Here is a 13,522-nt window from a genome sequence, read left to right as displayed (position 1 = left end):
CATAAGGAAGTTTATGGACGCAGTCATAAATCGTCGCACACTGACGGCGACGACGAGGACGCGAGCGCTCAGGTGGTCGCGGGCTTCTCGCTCCACACCAGGAGGAAGGCCCCGAGGGCGATCATGAGGCCGCCTCCCGTGGCGCCCATCGCCTCGAGTCGGCGCGGAGAGCGGCCGAACCAGTCGCGGGCCGCGCTCGCGAGCAGCACCCAGATCGCATCGCAGGAGACCCCGATCGCGACGGTGATCGCACCGAGCACGAAGAGCTGGAGAGGCACCGAGCCCGTGTGCAGATCGACGAACTGCGGAAGGATCGCGAGGAAGAACGCGATCGACTTGGGGTTGCTCACTCCGACCACGAAGCCCTCGACGAGCACGCGGATCTTCGACCTCCGCGGCTGCACGCCGGTGATGGCGCCCGCCGCATCCTTCCGATGCCTGATCGCCTGGATGCCGAGGAACACGAGGTAGCCGGCGCCGAGCACCTTGACGATCGTGAACAACACGACCGACTGGGCGATGATCGTCCCGACGCCGAGAGCGACGGCGCCGACCAGGAGCAGCGACCCGAGCGCGGTGCCCAGGATGCTGAGGAAGCCGCCGAGTCGGCCGAGCGCCATCGCGCGTCCGATCGTGAACAGCACCGTGGGCCCCGGGATGACGACCATGATGAACGCCGCGATGATGAAGCTCGTGAGGGTCTCGGCGCTGAACATGAGGAGAGCCTAGAGCCTCTCGCGTCGTTCGGGGGAGAGAGCGGGCGGCCCGATCGGCCGCCCGCTCTCGGTCAGGCTGCGTCCCAGAAGCGGTCTTCCGCGGCCTGGTCCTCGCTCATCAACCACACCTCGACGATCCGGTCGCCCGCGACGCGGAACACGTCGACGCCGTGCTGATCGAGGTCGTCCTGCCCGTCGCGTCGCGCGCGGAACCGCACGGTCATGGAGACGAGGTCGCCGCTCTCCGTCACCGATTCCGGCTCCAGGGCGAACGTCCCGCCGCTGAGCTGCATGAACCGGCCCAGGTGGGCGACGATGGCCGCGGGACCGACGTGATCTCCCGACAGCTGGTTCGATCCCGGCTGATGCCACACGGCATCCGCCCCGAAGGTCGCTGCGAGCGCCTCCATGTCTCCGGCGGCCATGGCCGCCCCGTACTGTCCGACGACGTCGATTGCCGACATGATGAACCTCCCTGTGGCCCGTTACTCTGGGCATCCAGCTTCTCCAGCGAGGGCTGGTCACCTCAACGTCACCGAACGGAGCGGCGGATGCCCACCGACTGGACCGTCTTCTCGGCCCGATGCCCCTCTCGCACCTCGCTCGCGCGCATCGCCAACAAGTGGACGGCCATGATCGTCGTGCTCCTGCACGAGCAGCCGCTGCGGTTCGGCGAGCTTCATCGACGGGTCGAGGGCATCGCGAAGAAGGTGCTCGTCGATACGCTGCGGGCGCTGGAGCGCGACGGGATGATCGAGCGGACGACCGACGACGACGGCCACGTCCGCTACGCGCTCACCCCGCTGGGCGCGACCCTCCACGAGCCGCTGCAGGCGCTGCAGGTGTGGGCGGAGTCGCACGTCGACGACGTGCTCGCGGCGCAGGACCGCTACGACGAAGCGGTCGACGAGCGGGTGCTCGGCGACCGCTGAGCCGCGATCAGCGCGGCGGGTTCTCCGGCAGCCACTCCGCGAGCGTCGTCGGGAAGATCTGCGCGCCTTCGACGGGGAGCAGGGTGCGCTCCTCGATGTGCGCCCCGAAGTACTGCGCATCCGGATCCTGCACGACGACGCGGTCGTCTCCGCGGAACGCGAGCCCTCGACGGATGAACTCGTCCATCGGGAACACCTCAGGGCCCGCGATCTCGATGCCGCCGTTCAACGGGGCTCCGACGGCGGTGCGGGCGACGGCCGTCGCGACGTCCTCCGCCGCGATGGGCTGGATCAGCGCGCCGGGCAGCCGCACCTCGGCGCCCGCCGCGACGGTGGCCGCGATGCTGCCGATGAACTCGAAGAACTGCGTCGCGTGCACGAACGAGTACGGGACCCCCGATTCGGCGATGAGGGCCTCCTGCGCCGCCTTCGCGTGGAAGTAGTCGATGTCCTGCGGACGGTCGGTGCCGACGATGGTCAGGGCGACGTGGTGGCCGACCCCCGCGGCCTTCTCCGCGGCGAGGAGGTTCGCGGTCGAGGTCGTGAAGAACTCCCGCACCGCATCCTTCTCGAACGACGGGGAGTTCGTGACGTCGACGACCACGTCGGCGCCGTCCAGCGCCTCGGCGAGCCCCTCGCCGGTGATCGAGTCGACGCCGGTGCCCGGAGAGGCGGCGACCGCCTCGTGGCCGTGCGCGGTGAGCTTCGAGACGACCTTGGACCCGATGAGTCCTGTGCCCCCGATGACGACGATCTTTGCCATGTCCAGCCTTTCTCTGCGACGCACCGAATGGTGCGCTCCCCAGCTGTGACCGGATGCCGCCCGCGGGTGTGACAGGTTCAGCCGCGCAATCGTCGCAGCTTCTCCGGATCGCGCACCGACCACACCGATACGAGAAGACCGCGTCGAGCCGACGCGCACACGGCCGCCACGGCCCGTCCGTCTCGGCGCGCGACGAGCCCCGGCGCTCCGTTGATCCCGACGACGGCGACGTCCGTCGAGCAGACGAGCAGCGCGCCCGCCACAGCGTCGCGGCCGGCGATCTCCCCGCCTGTCCCCGTCGGACCGTCGTCCACGATCAGGGTGACGTCGGCGGCGAGCAGGTCTCGGATGCTCGTCGCGTCGCCGTCACCGATAGCCGTCGCCAAGTTCTGCATCAACTCGGCATCCGGTGCGTCCCGGCTGCGACGCCGCCACCACGCCGGAGTTCGCCGTGAGGTCATGCCCTGGTCGGCTCCGCGTTGCGGAGCTTGTCGGGGGCCATGACCCAGAGCAGCTGCTCGATGCCATCGGGGCCCGCCGTGATCGTCACGAGGGTGGTGACATCGCCGTCGACGGCGAGGGTGGCGGCAGGCTGGCCGTTCACCTCGACCCAGCCGACCCGCTTGCCGGTCCAGAAGTGCCCGGAGAACGCGGCGATGAACGCCGCCACCCTGCTGCGTCCCGCGACGGGGATGCGTGCGGCGAGCTTCGCGCCGTTGCCGTCGGTGCGGCTCACGACGTCTTCCGCGAGAAGGCTCTCCAGCGCGTCCACGTCGCCGCGCTGGGCGGCCGTGACGAAGGCCTCGAGCAGACGGCGCTGCTCGTGCGCGCTCGCCGTCGTCCTCCGGGCGGAGGAGAGGTGGGCGCGCGCCCTGCTCACCAGCTGACGCGCGTTGACGGCGGACGTCGCGATGATCTCCGCGATGCGCGGATACGGGTAGTCGAACGCCTCCCGCAGCACATAGGCCGCCCGCTCGGTCGGGCTGAGCTTCTCGAGCAGGATCAGCACGGCGTACTGCAGCGCCTCGCCCGTCTCGGCCCCGAGAGTCGGGTCGTCGTCCGTGTTCACCGGTTCGGGCAGCCACGGTCCGATGTACGTCTCCCGACGCGCGTGCGCCGACTGCAGGGCGTTGATCGAGAGCCTGGTGATGATCGTCGCGAGGAACGCCCCCGGCTCCCGGATGCCGGAGCGATCGGCGCCCTGCCAGCGGATCCAGGTCTCCTGCACCATATCCTCGGCGTCGGCCACCGTCCCCAGCATCCGATACGCGATGCCGAACAGTCGCCGTCGCTGGGCGTCGAACACGGTGACGGCCTCGTCCAGATCGCCCTCCGCCATCGCCCCTCGTTTCGTCGATCCAGGGTACGCCCGCCGGTCGTGCGCACTCCTCGTCAGCTCTGACCGGATACTCCCGGCATCCGTGACACGACCCTCGCACACAGCGCCAGGTGAGAAGCTAGAAGGATGACCGGATCGATCGCCCCGCTGACCGAGGCCGAGGTGCAGCGACTGCGCGCCGACTTCCCGATTCTGCAGTCCGAGGTGAACGGGCACCCGCTCGCCTACCTCGACTCCGGAGCGACCTCGCAACGGCCGTTCGCGGTGCTCGACGCGGAGCGCGAGTTCGCGTCGACCATGAACTCCGCCGTGCACCGCGGCGCGCACACCCTCGCGGCCGAGGCGACGGAGCTGTTCGAAGACGCCCGCGCCACCGTGGCCCGGTTCGTCGGGGCCTCCGACGACGAGATCGTGTGGACCTCCAACGCCACCGAGGCGATCAACCTCGTCGCGTACTCGATCTCGAACGCCTCGCTCGGACGCGGGGGAGCGGCCGCGGAGCGCGTGCGCCTGCGGGCGGGCGATGAGATCGTCACGACCGAGATGGAGCACCACGCCAACCTCATCCCGTGGCAGGAGCTCGCCGCGCGCACGGGAGCGACGCTCAAGGTCGTCCCGCTCGACGACGACGGCGCGCTGCGGCTCGATGTCGCCGCCGAGCTCATCACCGAGCGCACGAGGATCGTCGCCTTCACACACGTCTCGAACGTGCTCGGCGTGATCAACCCCGTGGACAGGCTCGTCGTGCTCGCCAGGGCCGTCGGCGCGCTCGTGCTCCTCGACGCCTGCCAGTCGGCGCCCCACCTGCCGCTCGACGTGAAGGCGCTCGACGTCGACTTCGCCGTGCTCTCCGGGCACAAGATGCTCGGGCCGACCGGCATCGGCGCGCTGTACGGACGTCGGGAGCTGCTGGAGGCCATGCCCCCGTTCCTCACCGGCGGCTCCATGATCACGACGGTCACGACGACCGAGGCCGAGTACCTGCCGCCGCCGCAGCGCTTCGAGGCCGGCACGCAGCGCGTCTCGCAGGCGATCGCGCTCGCCGCGGCCGTCGACTACCTCTCCGAGGTGGGCATGGATCGCATCGCCGCGCACGAGGCCGCCTTCGGTGCGCGTCTCGTCGAGGGGCTGAGCGCGATCGAGGGCGTGCGCGTCCTCGGCGCCGGGATCGACCTGCCGCGCGTGGGTCTCGCGAGCTTCGACGTGGCCGGCATCCACTCGCACGATGTCGGGCAGTACCTCGACGACCTCGGCATCGCGGTGCGCGTGGGCCACCACTGCGCGCAGCCGCTGCACCGCCGCCTCGGCATCACCTCGTCGACGAGGGCGAGCACCTATCTCTACACGACGGATGCCGAGATCGACGCCGTCATCGCGGGCGCGGCCGGCGCCATCGATTTCTTCCGGAGGGGCGCATGAGCGACCTGCAGAACCTGTACCAGGAGCTGATCCTCGACCATTCGCGCACCCCGCACGGCTTCGGGCTGCGCGGCGAGATCGCGGCGCAGTCGCACCAGCTCAACCCCACCTGCGGCGACGAGATCACCCTGCAGGTGCATCGGGCAGCCGACGGCTCGGTCGAGGCGATCGCCTGGGAGGGGCACGGCTGCGCGATCTCGCAGGCATCCGCGTCCCTGCTGTCCGAGCTCGCCGAGGGGCTGACGGTCGACGACCTGGAGACGCGCATCGCCTCCTTCCGCGAGGCGATGCGCTCCCGCGGAAAGATCCTCCCCGACGAGGAGCTGCTCGGCGACGCCGCGGCGCTCGGCGGCGTCTCGAAGTACGTCGCCAGGGTCAAGTGCGCGATGCTCGCCTGGGTCGCCGCGGAGGATGCACTCGCCAAGAGCTGAGGAGCCGGACATGATACGGGAGCCTCTTCCCCGGCACCGCATCGACGTCGCAGAGGGTGCGCGTTCGTCAGCGTGAGGGGTTGAGGTCGTACTCCGTGGTCTCGGTGTTCCATGCCACTGGTTCGTCGTCGAGCTGCACTGACCAGTCGGCGTCCGGGACGGCGCGCCTGGCGGCGGAAAGACCTCGTAGCAACTTCTTGACCGCACGCGGCGCTGTGAAGTGGTTGGACGGGAGCTTGCTCGAGCCGGAAAGCTCCCAGTCGTCGGTGCTCACGACGGTCTCGGGTTCTTCGTAGAACGCCAGCGGCTCGGTGCCGCTCGGCAGTGTCGCACCGTCGAATGCGGTGTTGAGAGCATGCGCTTCGTCGGGCGTGAGCGGGCGTTCACGGGCAAGCGAGTAGTAGACGGAAACGCCCATGTGTGTTCAATCCTCTTCTTCGTGGTCTCCTAAGACTGATGCTGGTCAGTCTGTGACCGATGGTAGTCAGGTAGTGGGTGGACGAGGGGGTGGCGATGCAGGCCAGTTCGCCTACCCGCGCCCTGCGGCGGACTGGACAGCGCGGCTCCGTGTGACCCGGCGTCCGGAGTCGCAGTATCGTGTTCCCACACACTGGGGCATCTGGGGGTTTCATCTTGTCCACACCGAGCTACTACCGACACGGTCTGAGGCGCATGACGGGGCGCGACTCCACCGAGTCGCATCGCGCGGCGACGCCGCTGGAGCTGCTGTTCGACCTCACCTTCGTCGCGGCCTTCGGCGTCGCGGGCAACGCGCTCGCATCGTCCATCGCTCACGGCGACATCCTCGCCGGGATCGGCGCGTTCGCGTTCGCGATGGTCGCGATCATCTGGGCCTGGATCAACTACTCCTGGTTCGCGTCGGCGTTCGACACGGACGACTGGCTGTTCCGCGTGCTCACGATGGTGCAGATGGCGGGAGTGATCGTGCTCGCGATCGGCCTGCCGACGATGTTCGCGTCGATCGAGCGCGGGCAGCCCGTGCAGAACGAGGTCATGGTCGCCGGCTACGTGGTGATGCGCGTCGCCGTGATCGCGCAGTGGCTCAGAGCGGCCCAGGGCAACCCGAAGTACCGCGCGGTCGCGAAGACCTACGCCGTGTCGATCGGCATCGCGCAGATCGGATGGGTGCTGCTGATCTTCCTCCCGCTCGATCCGCTGGGCTTCGTCCTCGCCGCGATCGTGGTGCTCGCGATCGACTGGTCGAGCCCGATCCTCGCGGAGGCGAAGGGCGCCCACTACGGGGGCGGAGCGACGCCGTGGCATCCGCACCACATCGCCGAGCGGTACGCCCTGCTCACGATCATCGCTCTCGGGGAGACGGTCTTCGGCACCCTCGCGGCGGCGCAGTCGATCACGGCGGCGGAGGGCTGGACGGTCTCGTCGATCATGGTCGTCGGCCTCGGCGTCCTGATGGCGTTCGCGCTGTGGTGGGTCTACTTCCTCGTGCCGAGCGCGCCCATCCTTGCGGTCCGCCGGTCGAAGGCTCTCGTATGGGGGTATGGGCACATCCTGCTGTTCGCGGCGATCGCCGCGGTCGGCGCGGGGCTGCACGTCATCGGCTACGTCTACGACGAGCACTACCACGTGAGCACCCTCGTCGCGATCTCCTCGATCGCGGTGCCCGTGCTGATCTTCATGGTCACGCTCTACCTGCTGCACGCCTGGCTGGTCTCCGCGATGCCGACGAACACTCCGCTGCAGGCGACGGTGATCGCTCTTCCCGTCGTCGCCGTGCTCCTCGCGGCCATCGGCTGGCCGCTGTGGGCGTGCCTGCTGGTCGTCGTGATCTCCCCGGTCACGATCGTGCTCTCCTTCGAACTGGGGGCGTGGCGCACGCTCGACGCGCAGCTCGCCGCGGTGGTGGAGGAGGGGGCTCGCGCGTCGAGCTGACGTCCGGAGCGCGCACGACAGCCACGTCACTCATCGCGAACGGGAGTGACTCCCGATGGGCACTCCTCCCCATCGACGCGGCGATCTTCTGAGCGGATGATGGGGCTCGGGCTCGCGATTCGTCGGGTCGTCACACGCATGAGGGGGAAGACATGAAGGAACGCGCACGAACGGCGAGGATCGTCGCCGCAGGGCTCGCGCTCGGAGGCATCCTGTCGCTGGGGATCGTGGCGCCGGCCTCGGCCAGCGAGATCAAGACGAGCTTCCGTGTGGAGACGACCTTCGAGAAGTCGCCGGACGGCAAGGCCACTGCGTGGGGATACCTCCAGTGGACGAGCGCGTACTCCTTCCGGGTCTACAACGCGGTCACCGACAACTGCCCGGTCCTGGGCAAGGGCGACGGTGAGAACGCGCAGCTCGACGCGAAGATCTTCTTCACCGACGGCACGAGCAAGAAGGTCAAGATCTCGTCCGACGACAACGGCTGCACCTTCTACACGCACGGAGGCGGTGGGTACACCGAGCCGCGCATCGTCGTGAAGTCGACGACGAAGCGGATCCGAGGCGTGGTGCTGATCCTCTCGGAGAAGAACGCCGATGGCGGGTACGCGGACTCCGTGACCAAGGGTGAGATGGTGGAGGTTCCCGCCATCGGGAACCCGCTCGTCAATCGGTAGCCGACGCCCGACCGGCACGGGGACCGAAGACGGCTGACAGACGACATGATGGAGTCATGTCGATCCAGCTCGCTCCTCTGCCCGCCGACCGGTTCGACGAGTGGAGCGCTGCTGCCGAGGCGCGGCTCGTGGAGCGCTCCCGGCGTTCGGGCTACCGGGTCGGAGCGGATGCCGTCGAGTACGCCGCGCGCGTGTTCGCGGAGGTGCTCCCCGAGGGCGTCGACTCGCCGGCCGCCCGCGTCCTCGTCATCACCGAGGGCGCTCGCGAGCTCGGCACGCTGTGGCTGGCGCTGGCGGGGGAGAAGCTCTTCGTCCTCGAGCTCGCGGTCGAGGACGTGTTCTCCGCTGACGAGCTGTTCGCGGAGATCGTGGCCATCGCCCGTCAGCAGGGCGCCACACGGCTCAGCACCGGGCTCTTTCCGCAGGACGAGGCCGGCCACGCCCTCATCGCCGGGAGGGGATTCGCCCTCGCCTCGATCCAGATGGTCCTCGAACCCCTGCCAGAGCGCGCAGCCGAAGACGACGTCGTGGTCGCGCCGATGACGGCCGAGCGCTTCCCCGGATACGCGGACGCCTCGGAGGCGGCGTTCGCCGGCGACCTCGTCGACTCCGGGCGCTACACCCCCGAGGAAGCGGTCGCCGAGTCCCACCGCCAGATGCAGCTCGAGCTCCCCGACGGGCTCGACTCGGCGGGCCAGTCGTTCTTCACGGCATCCGTCGACGGGGTCGAGGTCGGGGTCCTGTGGATCGGCGCGCGCCTGCGTGATGACCGCCCGCACGCCTTCGTGCTCGACATCGAGGTGGCGGCCGACCAGCGGCGCAGGGGATACGGGCGGGCGCTCATGCTCGCCGTCGAGCGGGAGGCTCGGGCGTTCGGGGCCGACTCGGTCGGACTGCACGTCTTCGGCTTCAACACCGGCGCGATCGAGCTCTACGAGCGGCTGGGGTACCGACGCGTCGAGGAGTCGTATTTCCTTGATCTCTGAGACGGGAATACGTGGAGGGGCGCGAGGTTTCCCCCTGCATGACAACTCTCGGAATCATCGGTGCAGGACACATCGGCAGTCAGATCGCGCGCGTCGCGGTGGCTCACGGGTACGACGTCGTGATCGCCAACTCGCGGGGACCTGAGACGCTGGCCGACCTCGTCGCGGAGCTCGGTCCGCGTGCGAAGGCCGGAACGGCGGTCGAAGCGGGCGAGGCGGGTGACGCGGTCGTCGTGACGGTGCCGCTGCGCGCCATCGACCAGATCCCCGTCGAGCCTCTCGCCGGCAAGGTCGTGCTCGACACCAACAACTACTACTTCGAGCGCGACGGGCGCATCGAGGCGCTCGACAAGGGTGAGACGACGACATCCGAGATCGTCCAGCGGCACCTGCCGACGTCGAAGGTCGTGAAGGCCTTCAACCACATCTTCGCGGCGGACATCACGTCCGACGGCGCTCCGGCGGGCTCGGAGAACCGCCGTGCGCTCGCCGTGGCCGGAGACGACGCGGAGGCGGTCGCCTTCGTCACGCGCTTCTACGACGAGATCGGATTCGACGCGGTGAATGTCGGTCCGCTCAGCGAGTCCTGGCGGGTCGAGCGCGACCGTCCGGCGTATGTCGTCCGGCAGAACGCCGATGAGCTGCGGGCGAACCTGGCGATCGCGAACCGCCTGCCCTGAGCGGGCGGCGGCGCGAAGGGGAGCGGATGCTGCGGCATCCGCTCCCCTTCTTCGTGTCCGGGCGGGAGATCCATGCGTGCCGTTGGAATACCAGATTGCTGTCGGCTTCCGCATGGTGAGAGAATTCGAGCATGACGGAGGCGGGGGCCGGCGAACTCGAGTCGGTGCGAGTGGCGAGCGTGCTGCGCGACGACATCATCCTGGGGCGGCGGGTGCCGGGAGCACGGCTCGTGGAACGCGACATCGCCGCCGAGCTCGACGTCTCGCGGCTGCCTGTCCGCGAGGCGATCCGTGCTCTGGTCGCCGAGGGGATCGTCGTCTCGAGGCCGCGCACGTGGGCCGTGGTGCGCGAGTTCACCCACCAGGACATCCAGGAGTTCGGCGAGGTCCGTGAGGCCATCGAGACCCTGATCTTCGTCTTCGCGGCGCAGCGCCACGACGACGAGGGGCTCTCCCGGCTGCGCGCCGCCTACGAGACCGAGCTCCTCGCGGCGCAGACGGGCGACGCCGAGGCCGCCCGCATCGCGGCAGCGCACTTCCACGGCGTCGCCGCCGACCTCGCAGGCAACTCGATGCTCGCCGAGCTCATCGGGGTCTTCGTCACGCGTCTGAGGTGGCTGTTCGGTCAGCACGACGATCTGCTGGCCATGGCCGAAGAGCACCGGGTCCTCCTCGACGCGGTGGCTGCGCGTGACGTCGAGGCTCTCCGGCGACTCGTTCCGGAGCATCTGGCGTCCGGCCAGGCGGCCGCAGAGGCGCGTCTCGGGAACGTCGCTTACGCGATCTGAGCTTTGCGGGAATAGCCGGTTCGGGCGTATCGTTGTCGATAGGCAGATACCCCTAGGGGGTATAGGTTCCGACCTTCGGGACACTGCCGAGAGGAAGCACATCATGAACACCACCACCTACGCCGTCACCGGGATGACCTGCGGGCACTGCGAGGGCTCGGTGCGGAGCGAGGTCGCCAAGCTCGACGGAGTGACGGGCATCGAGGTCAGCGCCGCATCGGGCACGCTCGTCGTGACCTCCGATTCCGCGCTCGATGACGCGGCCGTCCTGGCCGCGGTCGACGAGGCCGGCTACCGCGCCGCGCGCGCCTGAGGGGCGATCATGGCAGGCGCAGGAGCGACCTACGATCTCGAGATCGGCGGCATGACGTGCGCGTCGTGCGCGTCGCGCATCGAGAAGCGGCTCAATCGCATCGACGGGGTCACGGCATCCGTCAACTATGCGACCGAGAAGGCGCACGTCGAGGCCGCTCCGGGCATCGACGTCGACGACCTCATCTCCGAGGTCGTGCGCACCGGCTACTCCGCCGCGCTCCCGCGGGAGGAGGAAGACGGTGAGCCCGATGCCGCGTATCGGCTCCTGCGTCTGCGCCTGATCGTCGCCGCGGCGCTGGCGATCCCCGTGATCGTCCTCGCGATGGTCGAGCCGCTGCAGTTCCCCGGCTGGCAGTGGGCGTCGCTCGTGCTGGCCACCCCCGTCGTCACCTGGGCCGCCTGGCCCTTCCACCGCGCGACCTGGCTGAACGCCCGCCACCGCGCCGTGACGATGGACACCCTGATCTCGGTCGGCGTCACAGCCGCCTACCTCTGGTCGCTGTACGCGCTGTTCTTCGGCACTGCGGGCATGTGGGGGATGACCCACCCGTTCCGGTTCACGATCGAGCGCGGCGACGGGCTCGGCAGCATCTACCTCGAGGTCGCCGCCGGAGTGACGATGTTCCTGCTGCTCGGGAGGTTCCTCGAGCAGCGGTCGAAGCGCCGCGCGGGCGCCGCCCTGCGGGCACTCGGAGAGCTGGGTGCGAAGGACGTCGCGATCCTCCGAGACGGTGTCGAGACGCGGATGCCGCTGTCTCAGCTCCTCGTCGGAGACGTGTTCGTCGTGCGCCCTGGTGAGAAGATCGCAACCGACGGCATCGTGCGGGACGGCTCGTCGGCCGTGGACGCCTCGACGCTCACCGGCGAGTCGGTCCCCGTCGAGGTGACGCCGGGCGACACTGTCACCGGCGCCACGGTCAACGTGGGCGGCCGCCTGCTCGTCACGGCCACGCGCATCGGCTCCGACACGCAGCTTGCTCGCATGGCGCAGCTCGTCGAGGAGGCGCAGTCGGGCAAGGCGGAGGCGCAGCGCCTCGCCGATCGCCTGTCGGCCGTGTTCGTGCCGATCGTGTTCGCGATCGCCGCGGTGACCCTCGCCGTGTGGCTCCTCGCAGGAGGCGGTGCCGCTGCGGCGTTCACCGCCGCCGTCGCCGTCCTCATCATCGCGTGCCCCTGTGCGCTCGGTCTCGCGACGCCCATGGCGCTCCTCGTCGGCACGGGGCGAGGAGCCCAGCTCGGCGTGCTCATCAAGGGCCCCGAGGTGCTGGAGTCCACGCGCCGAGTCGACACGATCGTGCTCGACAAGACCGGCACGGTGACCAGCGGACGCATGACCCTGCTCGATGTCGTCCCCGCAGCCGGCGAAGACCGTCTGCAGCTGCTGCGGCTGGCGGCCGCCGTCGAGGAGGCATCCGAGCACCCGATCGGGCAGGCCATCGTGCGCGCTGCGGTCGAGCAGTTCGGCGACCTCCCCTCCGTGTCCGACTTCCAGAACGCGCAGGGTCGAGGGGTCTCGGGGGTCGTCGACACGCACGCCGTGATCGCGGGGCGCCCGTCGCTGCTCGCCGACTGGGCGCTGCATCTCCCGGCCGATCTCGCCGCGGCGTTCGGGCGTGCGGAGTCCGAGGCGCGCACGGCCGTGGCCGTCGCGTGGGACGGTGCGGTGCGCGGCATCCTCGTCGTCGCCGATCAGGTCAGGCCCAGCAGCGCCGACGCGATCGCGGCTCTGCGGGGCCTCGGCCTCACCCCCGTGCTGCTCACGGGCGACAACGAGACGGCCGCGAGGCAGGTCGCCGCACAGGTGGGCATCGACGAGGTGCGCGCCGGCGTGCTCCCCGAGGGCAAGGTCGCCGAGGTCGCCGCGCTGCAGGCGCAGGGCAGGGTCGTCGCGATGGTGGGCGACGGCGTGAACGACGCCGCGGCTCTCGCCTCGTCCGACCTCGGCATCGCCATGGGAACGGGAACGGACGCCGCCATCGAGGCATCCGATCTGACGCTCGTGCGGGGCGACCTGTGGGGAGCGGTCGACGCCATCCGGCTCGCGCGCCGCACGCTGGGCACGATCCGCGGCAACCTGTTCTGGGCGCTCGCGTACAACGTCGCGGCGCTCCCGCTCGCGGCTCTCGGTCTGCTCAACCCGATGCTCGCGGGTGCCGCCATGGCGTTCTCCAGCGTGTTCGTGGTGCTGAACAGCCTCCGGCTGCGTCGGTTCCGCAGCGCCGCGCCCGGGATGAGAACGGTCTAGGAGCGCCCCAGGCGCGGAGCTATATTTAGCGCTACACGGATTCTTTCCGGAAGTCATGCGTTCTGGGGAGCGAGATGCGGAGTATCGCGGTGGTCGTCGGGGGGCTGCTGGTGATCGGCGGCGGAGTCGTCGTCGTGTCCGCGGATCAGCAGCGCGTAGCGGCTCTGCAGGAGGCCAAGACCGCCGTCGAGGATGCTCGCGGGGAGGTCGCCGAGCTGCGGGCCGCGAACCACGGGCTGTCCGAGAAGCTGGCGGCTCTGCAGTCGCAGATCGCCGAGCAGGACGCGCAGCTCTCCGACGTCACGGGGTTCCTGCAGTGA

17 protein-coding genes are annotated in these 13,522 nt (G+C 69.7%); 11 read left to right on the top strand and 6 right to left on the bottom strand.

Going from position 1 to position 13,522, the window contains the following annotated elements; genetic code table 11:
- Positions 1 to 68: 68 nt before the first annotated feature.
- Both CQ047_RS10065 and CQ047_RS10060 read right to left on the bottom strand, forming a co-directional pair.
- Complete coding sequence (locus CQ047_RS10065) at positions 69 to 716, bottom strand: LysE family translocator (RefSeq protein ID WP_105674799.1); 648 nt, start codon at positions 714 to 716, stop codon at positions 69 to 71.
- 71 nt (positions 717 to 787) lie between these two features.
- Positions 788 to 1,180, bottom strand: coding sequence for a nuclear transport factor 2 family protein (locus CQ047_RS10060; RefSeq protein ID WP_105674797.1), 393 nt, complete (start codon positions 1,178 to 1,180; stop codon positions 788 to 790).
- Positions 1,181 to 1,267: 87 nt separating this feature from the next.
- Here CQ047_RS10060 and CQ047_RS10055 point away from each other — a divergent pair, with 87 nt between their 5' ends.
- Positions 1,268 to 1,648 carry a helix-turn-helix domain-containing protein gene (locus CQ047_RS10055; RefSeq protein WP_105674795.1) on the top strand — a complete coding sequence of 127 codons (381 nt, stop codon included), beginning with the start codon at positions 1,268 to 1,270 and terminating at the stop codon, positions 1,646 to 1,648.
- 7 nt (positions 1,649 to 1,655) lie between these two features.
- Here CQ047_RS10055 and CQ047_RS10050 read toward each other — a convergent pair whose 3' ends face one another.
- The 3 genes from CQ047_RS10050 to CQ047_RS10040 form a co-directional block, all read right to left on the bottom strand.
- A complete protein-coding gene (locus CQ047_RS10050; RefSeq protein WP_105674793.1) occupies positions 1,656 to 2,411 on the bottom strand; it encodes an SDR family oxidoreductase in 756 nt (251 codons plus the stop codon).
- 77 nt (positions 2,412 to 2,488) lie between these two features.
- Positions 2,489 to 2,872, bottom strand: a complete 384-nt coding sequence (locus CQ047_RS10045) for a hypothetical protein (protein ID WP_146114313.1) — start codon at positions 2,870 to 2,872, stop codon at positions 2,489 to 2,491.
- Positions 2,869 to 3,750 carry an RNA polymerase sigma-70 factor gene (locus tag CQ047_RS10040; protein ID WP_105674789.1) on the bottom strand — a complete coding sequence of 294 codons (882 nt, stop codon included), beginning with the start codon at positions 3,748 to 3,750 and terminating at the stop codon, positions 2,869 to 2,871. The genes CQ047_RS10045 and CQ047_RS10040 overlap by 4 nt, the downstream gene beginning before the upstream one ends.
- A 126-nt stretch (positions 3,751 to 3,876) precedes the next feature.
- Between CQ047_RS10040 and CQ047_RS10035 the strand changes: the two genes are divergently transcribed.
- Positions 3,877 to 5,169 (top strand): aminotransferase class V-fold PLP-dependent enzyme, encoded by a 1,293-nt coding sequence (locus CQ047_RS10035; protein WP_105674787.1) that lies wholly within the window; start codon positions 3,877 to 3,879, stop codon positions 5,167 to 5,169.
- Positions 5,166 to 5,600: a Fe-S cluster assembly sulfur transfer protein SufU gene (sufU, locus tag CQ047_RS10030; RefSeq protein ID WP_105674785.1), complete on the top strand. Its 435-nt coding sequence runs from the start codon at positions 5,166 to 5,168 to the stop codon at positions 5,598 to 5,600. The genes CQ047_RS10035 and sufU overlap by 4 nt, the downstream gene beginning before the upstream one ends.
- Positions 5,601 to 5,667: 67 nt before the next feature.
- On the opposite strand, the gene CQ047_RS10025 is transcribed toward sufU, so the two are convergent.
- Entirely contained in the window at positions 5,668 to 6,018 is a 351-nt protein-coding gene (locus CQ047_RS10025) for a hypothetical protein (protein WP_105674783.1), read from the bottom strand.
- Positions 6,019 to 6,272: 254 nt separating this feature from the next.
- Here CQ047_RS10025 and CQ047_RS10020 point away from each other — a divergent pair, with 254 nt between their 5' ends.
- The 8 genes from CQ047_RS10020 to CQ047_RS09985 all read left to right on the top strand — a co-directional run bounded on the left by CQ047_RS10020 (position 6,273) and on the right by CQ047_RS09985 (position 13,522).
- The gene (locus CQ047_RS10020) at positions 6,273 to 7,511 is read left to right on the top strand and encodes a low temperature requirement protein A (RefSeq protein WP_219844609.1); all 1,239 of its coding nucleotides are present in this window, start codon (positions 6,273 to 6,275) and stop codon (positions 7,509 to 7,511) included.
- A 152-nt stretch (positions 7,512 to 7,663) separates the two neighbouring features.
- Entirely contained in the window at positions 7,664 to 8,188 is a 525-nt protein-coding gene (locus CQ047_RS10015; protein ID WP_105674782.1) for a hypothetical protein, read from the top strand.
- Positions 8,189 to 8,244: 56 nt separating this feature from the next.
- Entirely contained in the window at positions 8,245 to 9,174 is a 930-nt protein-coding gene (locus CQ047_RS10010) for a GNAT family N-acetyltransferase (protein WP_105674780.1), read from the top strand.
- A gap of 38 nt (positions 9,175 to 9,212) precedes the next feature.
- Positions 9,213 to 9,854 (top strand): NADPH-dependent F420 reductase, encoded by a 642-nt coding sequence (locus CQ047_RS10005; RefSeq protein WP_105674778.1) that lies wholly within the window; start codon positions 9,213 to 9,215, stop codon positions 9,852 to 9,854.
- A 131-nt stretch (positions 9,855 to 9,985) separates the two neighbouring features.
- Positions 9,986 to 10,642: a GntR family transcriptional regulator gene (locus tag CQ047_RS10000; protein ID WP_105674776.1), complete on the top strand. Its 657-nt coding sequence runs from the start codon at positions 9,986 to 9,988 to the stop codon at positions 10,640 to 10,642.
- A gap of 103 nt (positions 10,643 to 10,745) precedes the next feature.
- A complete protein-coding gene (locus tag CQ047_RS09995; protein ID WP_181155899.1) occupies positions 10,746 to 10,955 on the top strand; it encodes a heavy-metal-associated domain-containing protein in 210 nt (69 codons plus the stop codon).
- 9 nt (positions 10,956 to 10,964) lie between these two features.
- Positions 10,965 to 13,202 carry a cation-translocating P-type ATPase gene (locus CQ047_RS09990; protein WP_105674774.1) on the top strand — a complete coding sequence of 746 codons (2,238 nt, stop codon included), beginning with the start codon at positions 10,965 to 10,967 and terminating at the stop codon, positions 13,200 to 13,202.
- A 74-nt stretch (positions 13,203 to 13,276) separates the two neighbouring features.
- Positions 13,277 to 13,522, top strand: a complete 246-nt coding sequence (locus CQ047_RS09985; protein ID WP_146114312.1) for a hypothetical protein — start codon at positions 13,277 to 13,279, stop codon at positions 13,520 to 13,522.

This window comes from Microbacterium sp. MYb72 (genome assembly GCF_002979415.1).
In the GTDB taxonomy this organism is placed as follows: domain Bacteria; phylum Actinomycetota; class Actinomycetes; order Actinomycetales; family Microbacteriaceae; genus Microbacterium; species Microbacterium natoriense.
Note: the sequence above shows the minus strand (reverse complement) of the source record. Positions and strands in the feature narration are given on the sequence as shown.

Bases quoted from the DNA above. Each gene is read 5' to 3' on its own strand.
- CQ047_RS10065 (WP_105674799.1), bottom strand. From the start codon at position 716: ATGTTCAGCGCCGAGACCCTCACGAGCTTCATCATCGCGGCGTTCATC.
- CQ047_RS10060 (WP_105674797.1), bottom strand. From the start codon at position 1,180: ATGTCGGCAATCGACGTCGTCGGACAGTACGGGGCGGCCATGGCCGCC.
- CQ047_RS10055 (WP_105674795.1), top strand. From the start codon at position 1,268: ATGCCCACCGACTGGACCGTCTTCTCGGCCCGATGCCCCTCTCGCACC.
- CQ047_RS10050 (WP_105674793.1), bottom strand. From the start codon at position 2,411: ATGGCAAAGATCGTCGTCATCGGGGGCACAGGACTCATCGGGTCCAAG.
- CQ047_RS10045 (WP_146114313.1), bottom strand. From the start codon at position 2,872: ATGACCTCACGGCGAACTCCGGCGTGGTGGCGGCGTCGCAGCCGGGAC.
- CQ047_RS10040 (WP_105674789.1), bottom strand. From the start codon at position 3,750: ATGGCGGAGGGCGATCTGGACGAGGCCGTCACCGTGTTCGACGCCCAG.
- CQ047_RS10035 (WP_105674787.1), top strand. From the start codon at position 3,877: ATGACCGGATCGATCGCCCCGCTGACCGAGGCCGAGGTGCAGCGACTG.
- sufU (WP_105674785.1), top strand. From the start codon at position 5,166: ATGAGCGACCTGCAGAACCTGTACCAGGAGCTGATCCTCGACCATTCG.
- CQ047_RS10025 (WP_105674783.1), bottom strand. From the start codon at position 6,018: ATGGGCGTTTCCGTCTACTACTCGCTTGCCCGTGAACGCCCGCTCACG.
- CQ047_RS10020 (WP_219844609.1), top strand. From the start codon at position 6,273: ATGACGGGGCGCGACTCCACCGAGTCGCATCGCGCGGCGACGCCGCTG.
- CQ047_RS10015 (WP_105674782.1), top strand. From the start codon at position 7,664: ATGAAGGAACGCGCACGAACGGCGAGGATCGTCGCCGCAGGGCTCGCG.
- CQ047_RS10010 (WP_105674780.1), top strand. From the start codon at position 8,245: ATGTCGATCCAGCTCGCTCCTCTGCCCGCCGACCGGTTCGACGAGTGG.
- CQ047_RS10005 (WP_105674778.1), top strand. From the start codon at position 9,213: ATGACAACTCTCGGAATCATCGGTGCAGGACACATCGGCAGTCAGATC.
- CQ047_RS10000 (WP_105674776.1), top strand. From the start codon at position 9,986: ATGACGGAGGCGGGGGCCGGCGAACTCGAGTCGGTGCGAGTGGCGAGC.
- CQ047_RS09995 (WP_181155899.1), top strand. From the start codon at position 10,746: ATGAACACCACCACCTACGCCGTCACCGGGATGACCTGCGGGCACTGC.
- CQ047_RS09990 (WP_105674774.1), top strand. From the start codon at position 10,965: ATGGCAGGCGCAGGAGCGACCTACGATCTCGAGATCGGCGGCATGACG.
- CQ047_RS09985 (WP_146114312.1), top strand. From the start codon at position 13,277: ATGCGGAGTATCGCGGTGGTCGTCGGGGGGCTGCTGGTGATCGGCGGC.